We start from the raw sequence: 5,592 nt of genomic DNA, 5'->3' as shown, positions 1-5,592 counted from the left end.
AGCCGAAAAAAGCAGTTCACAAGGTGTTGACGACTGCGAAATTGGCTGTAAGATGTGCGGCTCCCTCGGGCACTTTGGTGCGGAGGGCGGGACGAGGCGCTGAGGCCGAAGTCCACGATCTTTGACAGTGTGCGCAGGTGACTTGTGCGGGCGTCTGGCCGGTGGCGTTGTCCATCCGCAGACGTTTGACACAAAGTCCAAATGAATCAAGAAAGCATGCAAATGCGAGTAACGAGTCAGTTTGGGCCTTGGAGAGAGCGACTGCACTCAAAGCATTGACGAGGACTTCGGTCCGAGTCGCAATACTTAAGTGAAGAGTTTGATCCTGGCTCAGAGTGAACGCTGGCGGCAGGCCTAACACATGCAAGTCGAACGGCAGCACAGGAGAGCTTGCTCTCTGGGTGGCGAGTGGCGGACGGGTGAGGAATGCGTCGGAATCTGCCTATTTGTGGGGGATAACGTAGGGAAACTTACGCTAATACCGCATACGACCTACGGGTGAAAGTGGGGGACCGCAAGGCCTCACGCAGATAGATGAGCCGACGCCGGATTAGCTAGTTGGCGGGGTAAAGGCCCACCAAGGCGACGATCCGTAGCTGGTCTGAGAGGATGATCAGCCACACTGGAACTGAGACACGGTCCAGACTCCTACGGGAGGCAGCAGTGGGGAATATTGGACAATGGGCGCAAGCCTGATCCAGCCATGCCGCGTGTGTGAAGAAGGCCTTCGGGTTGTAAAGCACTTTTGTCCGGAAAGAAAAGCATTCGGCTAATAACCGGGTGTTATGACGGTACCGGAAGAATAAGCACCGGCTAACTTCGTGCCAGCAGCCGCGGTAATACGAAGGGTGCAAGCGTTACTCGGAATTACTGGGCGTAAAGCGTGCGTAGGTGGTTTGTTAAGTCCGATGTGAAAGCCCTGGGCTCAACCTGGGAATGGCATTGGATACTGGCAGGCTAGAGTGCGGTAGAGGGGTGTGGAATTCCCGGTGTAGCAGTGAAATGCGTAGATATCGGGAGGAACATCTGTGGCGAAGGCGACACCCTGGACCAGCACTGACACTGAGGCACGAAAGCGTGGGGAGCAAACAGGATTAGATACCCTGGTAGTCCACGCCCTAAACGATGCGAACTGGATGTTGGGTGCAACTTGGCACTCAGTATCGAAGCTAACGCGTTAAGTTCGCCGCCTGGGAAGTACGGTCGCAAGACTGAAACTCAAAGGAATTGACGGGGGCCCGCACAAGCGGTGGAGTATGTGGTTTAATTCGATGCAACGCGAAGAACCTTACCTGGCCTTGACATGCACGGAACTTTCCAGAGATGGATTGGTGCCTTCGGGAACCGTGACACAGGTGCTGCATGGCTGTCGTCAGCTCGTGTCGTGAGATGTTGGGTTAAGTCCCGCAACGAGCGCAACCCTTGTCCTTAGTTGCCAGCACGTAATGGTGGGAACTCTAAGGAGACCGCCGGTGACAAACCGGAGGAAGGTGGGGATGACGTCAAGTCATCATGGCCCTTACGGCCAGGGCTACACACGTACTACAATGGTGGGGACAGAGGGCTGCGATGCCGCGAGGCGGAGCCAATCCCAGAAACCCCATCTCAGTCCGGATTGGAGTCTGCAACTCGACTCCATGAAGTCGGAATCGCTAGTAATCGCAGATCAGCATTGCTGCGGTGAATACGTTCCCGGGCCTTGTACACACCGCCCGTCACACCATGGGAGTTTGTTGCACCAGAAGCAGGTAGCTTAACCTTCGGGAGGGCGCTTGCCACGGTGTGGCCGATGACTGGGGTGAAGTCGTAACAAGGTAGCCGTATCGGAAGGTGCGGCTGGATCACCTCCTTTAGAGATGTAAACAAGGTGGCGGCATTGCCTGTCAGGCGTCCGCACAAGTGACCTGCATTCAGAGTACCGGGGCATCCCACAGGGGATCCCGCGGGGTCGTCCCGTTGGTCGTTTGGACATGGGGCTTTAGCTCAGCTGGGAGAGCACCTGCTTTGCAAGCAGGGGGTCGTCGGTTCGATCCCGACAAGCTCCACCAAACCAGCCAGGCAAGACTTTTGGGTCTGTAGCTCAGGTGGTTAGAGCGCACCCCTGATAAGGGTGAGGCCGGTGGTTCGAGTCCTCCCAGACCCACCATCTCCCGTCAGCATGGTCTCTGAATTGCGCACACATCAGATTTGAAGCGGTTCGGCGCTGAAGCCGGATTGGCGTTCTTTGAAAATTGGGAAGTAGCGAGCGTTTTGAGACGAATGTCCATGACGTGTCGTAGAGGCTAAGGCGGGTGCCGAGAGGCACCTTATTAATTGAGTCGTTATATTTCGCGTCCGGGATTTGTACCCCCGGGCACAGTGACTCCGAGGCGACTTGGGGTTATATGGTCAAGCGAATAAGCGCACACGGTGGATGCCTTGGCGGTCAGAGGCGATGAAGGACGTGACAGCCTGCGAAAAGCGCGGGGGAGCTGGCAATAAGCATTGATCCCGCGATGTCCGAATGGGGAAACCCACCTAGCAATAGGTATCCTGCAGTGAATACATAGCTGCTGGAAGCGAACCCGGAGAACTGAAATATCTAAGTACCCGGAGGAAAAGAAATCAACCGAGATTCCCTAAGTAGTGACGAGCGAACGGGGACTAGCCCTTAAGTCGGTTGGGTTTTAGCAAAACGAGTTGGAAAGCTCGGCCATAGACGGTGACAGCCCGGTATGCGAAAGGACCCATCCGATGAAATCGAGTAGGGCGGGGCACGAGAAACCCTGTCTGAATATGGGGGGACCATCCTCCAAGGCTAAATACTCCTGACCGACCGATAGTGAACCAGTACCGTGAGGGAAAGGCGAAAAGAACCCTGGTGAAGGGAGTGAAATAGACCCTGAAACCGTGTGCGTACAAGCAGTAGGAGCCCTGAAAGGGGTGACTGCGTACCTTTTGTATAATGGGTCAGCGACTTACTGTTCGTGGCAAGCTTAACCGTATAGGGGAGGCGAAGGGAAACCGAGTCTGATAAGGGCGCATAGTCGCGGGCAGTAGACCCGAAACCGGGTGATCTAGTCATGCCCAGGGTGAAGGTACCGTAACAGGTACTGGAGGCCCGAACCCACTCCCGTTGCAAAGGTAGGGGATGAGGTGTGATTAGGAGTGAAAAGCTAATCGAACCCGGAGATAGCTGGTTCTCCTCGAAAGCTATTTAGGTAGCGCCTCGTATGTATCCTCTCGGGGGTAGAGCACTGTTATGGCTAGGGGGTCATTGCGACTTACCAAACCATTGCAAACTCCGAATACCGAGACGGACTGTACGGGAGACACACGGCGGGTGCTAACGTCCGTCGTGAAAAGGGAAACAACCCAGACCCACAGCTAAGGTCCCAAATTCATCGCTAAGTGGAAAACGATGTGGAAAGGCACAGACAGCCAGGAGGTTGGCTTAGAAGCAGCCACCCTTTAAAGAAAGCGTAATAGCTCACTGGTCGAGTCGGTCTGCGCGGAAGATTTAACGGGGCTAAGCGATGAACCGAAGCTTGGGGTGCACACTTATGTGTGCGCGGTAGAGGAGCGTTCCGTAAGCCGTTGAAGGTGACTTGAGAAGGTTGCTGGAGGTATCGGAAGTGCGAATGCTGACATGAGTAACGATAATGCGGGTGAAAAGCCCGCACGCCGAAAGCCCAAGGTTTCCTTGCGCAACGTTAATCGACGCAGGGTGAGTCGGCCCCTAAGGCGAGGCAGAAATGCGTAGTCGATGGGAAGCTGGTTAATATTCCAGCACCTCGCGTAAGTGCGATGGAGGGACGGAGAAGGTTAGGTTGGCCGGGCGTTGGTTGTCCCGGTGAGAGAGTTGAGGCGGTGCCCTTAGGCAAATCCGGGGGCGCAACGTTGAGACTAAGGACCAGCCCATTAGGGCGAAGCAACCGATATCACGCTTCCAGGAAAAGCTCCTAAGCTTCAGCTTACGCAGACCGTACCGTAAACCGACACAGGTGGGCAGGATGAGAATTCTCAGGCGCTTGAGAGAACTCGGGTGAAGGAACTAGGCAAAATAGCACCGTAACTTCGGGAGAAGGTGCGCCCTCCATGGTTAATAGCTGAGGGGGGCCGCAGTGACCAGGCCGCTGCGACTGTTTATCAAAAACACAGCACTCTGCAAACACGAAAGTGGACGTATAGGGTGTGACGCCTGCCCGGTGCCGGAAGGTTAATTGATGGGGTCAGCCGCAAGGCGAAGCTCTTGATCGAAGCCCCGGTAAACGGCGGCCGTAACTATAACGGTCCTAAGGTAGCGAAATTCCTTGTCGGGTAAGTTCCGACCTGCACGAATGGCGTAACGACAGCGGCGCTGTCTCCACCCGAGACTCAGTGAAATTGAAATCGCTGTGAAGATGCAGCGTTCCCGCGGCAAGACGGAAAGACCCCGTGAACCTTTACTATAGCTTTACACTGAACGTTGAGTTCGTCTGTGTAGGATAGGTGGGAGGCTATGAAACCCTGGCGCTAGCTGGGGTGGAGCCAACCTTGAAATACCACCCTGTCGTGCTTGACGTTCTAACCTGGGTCCGTAATCCGGATCGGGGACCGTGTATGGTGGGTAGTTTGACTGGGGCGGTCTCCTCCCAAAGTGTAACGGAGGAGCACGAAGGTACGCTCAGCGCGGTCGGACATCGCGCACTGTGTGCAAAGGCATAAGCGTGCTTGACTGCAAGATCGACGGATCAAGCAGGTACGAAAGTAGGTCTTAGTGATCCGGTGGTTCTGTATGGAAGGGCCATCGCTCAACGGATAAAAGGTACTCCGGGGATAACAGGCTGATACCGCCCAAGAGTTCATATCGACGGCGGTGTTTGGCACCTCGATGTCGGCTCATCACATCCTGGGGCTGTAGTCGGTCCCAAGGGTATGGCTGTTCGCCATTTAAAGTGGTACGCGAGCTGGGTTCAGAACGTCGTGAGACAGTTCGGTCCCTATCTGTCGTGGGCGTTGGAGATTTGAGAGGGGCTGCTCCTAGTACGAGAGGACCGGAGTGGACGAACCTCTGGTGTTCCGGTTGTCACGCCAGTGGCACTGCCGGGTAGCTATGTTCGGAAGCGATAACCGCTGAAAGCATCTAAGCGGGAAGCGCGCCTCAAGATGAGATCTCCCGGGAGCTTGACTCCCCTAAAGGAACCATCAAGACCAGGTGGTTGATAGGCAGGGTGTGTAAGTGGAGCAATCCATTGAGCTAACCTGTACTAATGATCCGTGTGGCTTGACCATATAACCTCAAGTGGCCTTGGACTCGACGACGCGTCGACGACATTCGCCAACAAACTTCGCTACTTCCCAAACTTATTCGCCCAAAGACGGGATCCATCCGTCCGAAGCAACCCAACGAGAGCGTGTGCGCGATCGTGACTGCAACACCGTCACGACCCGCGACCCTCCACCCTCTCCCTGGTGACTATAGCTGTGTGGAACCACCCGATCCCATCCCGAACTCGGAAGTGAAACGCACATGCGCCGATGGTAGTGTGGCCTAAGCCATGCAAGAGTAGGTCATCGCCAGGGGCTTTACCCTAAAACCCCGCCTTCGAAAGAGGGCGGGGTTTTTCTTTG

At 55.3% G+C, this 5,592-nt stretch carries 2 tRNA genes and 3 rRNA genes; all 5 read left to right on the top strand.

The features are described 5' to 3' along the window. The first annotated feature begins 307 nt into the window (after positions 1-307). The 5 genes from D3A60_RS14405 (at position 308) to rrf (ending at position 5,544) form a co-directional block, all read left to right on the top strand. Positions 308-1,852: ribosomal RNA gene (locus D3A60_RS14405) — 16S ribosomal RNA — on the top strand. A gap of 120 nt (positions 1,853-1,972) precedes the next feature. After that, a tRNA-Ala gene (locus tag D3A60_RS14400) sits at positions 1,973-2,048 on the top strand. Positions 2,049-2,069: 21 nt separating this feature from the next. Then, a tRNA-Ile gene (locus tag D3A60_RS14395) sits at positions 2,070-2,146 on the top strand. A 240-nt stretch (positions 2,147-2,386) separates the two neighbouring features. Further along, a 23S ribosomal RNA gene (locus D3A60_RS14390) occupies positions 2,387-5,253 on the top strand. Positions 5,254-5,429: 176 nt separating this feature from the next. Next, positions 5,430-5,544 (top strand): 5S ribosomal RNA (gene rrf / locus D3A60_RS14385). Together the 16S, 23S and 5S rRNA genes with 2 tRNA genes alongside form the textbook arrangement of a ribosomal RNA operon. The last annotated feature ends 48 nt before the right edge of the window (positions 5,545-5,592 follow it).

The organism is Cognatilysobacter tabacisoli (assembly GCF_003586305.1).
Classification (GTDB): Bacteria; Pseudomonadota; Gammaproteobacteria; order Xanthomonadales; family Xanthomonadaceae; genus Cognatilysobacter_A; species Cognatilysobacter_A tabacisoli.
Note: the sequence above shows the minus strand (reverse complement) of the source record. Positions and strands in the feature narration are given on the sequence as shown.